The organism is Micromonospora craterilacus, assembly GCF_003236315.1.
In the GTDB taxonomy this organism is placed as follows: Bacteria; Actinomycetota; Actinomycetes; order Mycobacteriales; family Micromonosporaceae; genus Micromonospora; species Micromonospora craterilacus.
In genome coordinates, this window is the sequence record NZ_POTY01000499.1 from 1 (window position 1) to 1,097 (window position 1,097).

Genomic DNA, 1,097 nt, shown 5'->3' on the forward strand with positions numbered 1-1,097 from the left:
ACCCGACGGCATGCCGCCCGGACGACCTGGGCCACCCGGGCCACCGGCCGGCGGGGCGGACACCCCGTCAGGCCGCGCGGCACCGCGCGGCGGACCGGCCGGCGCACCCTCGGGACGCGCTCCCCTCGTCGGCCCCGGCGGCATCGCGTCCGGCGGGGCGGCGCCGCGCGGCGGGCCGGCTGGCGGCGGGCCGGCCGGACGAACGGACGCCCGGGTACTGCCGGTGGGCGGCTCGTTCCCATCCGGCCCACCGGCGGGCGGCCCGGCCGACATGGGTGCCGGACGCCCGCGACCGGGCGGCGGCATGCCGGCACCCGCAGGCTCCGGTCCGGGGTCGACGGCCCGCCGTCCGTCACCGGACGGTCGGCCGGGCGCGGTGCCCACGTTCGGACGGCCGGCCGAGGCCCCGCCCGGGGTGTCCGCGCCACGGCGGTCACCGACCACCGGCGTGCCACCGGACGGCGTGCCGGCGGGTGGCGCCGGGGTCCCGGGCGGTGCGCCGGGCGGCGTGGCGGGCCGACGGGTGATGGTCGGCAGTGCCGGGTCGGTGTGGTGGGCGCGGCCGGCCTGCCGCAGCCAGTCGGCCGGCCGCTCCGGGCGGCCCGGCCGGCCGTCGCCGGCCGGTGGGACAGCTGGCCGTTCTCCGGTGTCGCCGGTGCCCGTGACGCGCCCGGAGACTGATTCGTCGTCGGCCGCGCGCCGGCCCCGGGCCGGTGCCTCCTCCGCATCGGCCGCGCGGCGGCCACGCACCGGCACGTCCATCGCGCCGGCCGGCCGGCGGCCGGCGGCCGGCGTCTCCATCTCCGGCGCCGTCCGGCGGCCACCGGCCGGCGCCGCCGGATCCTCCGGCGCGGCACGGCGCCCACGCGGCGCGTTCTCGCCCCGTTCGGGCAGGGCCGCGGTGCCGGACGGCGGACCGGGAACCTGCGGCGCGTTGCCGGACAGCGGCACCACGGGCTGGTCGGCCTCGGTCTCGGCGGCGCGTCGGCGGCCGGCCCGCCGGCCGCTGGCCGGAGAACCGGACGGCCCGCCGGGGGCGGGCGTCAGGGCCGGCGCCGGCCGGCCCGGAGCGCTGGCGGCCGGGTCGGTGGGGGGCG

Annotated in this window: 1 pseudogene; it reads right to left on the minus strand. The window is 84.1% G+C overall.

What is annotated here, in order from left to right:
* A pseudogene (locus C1I95_RS35625) lies at window positions 1-1,097 on the minus strand (hypothetical protein); the annotation flags it as partial.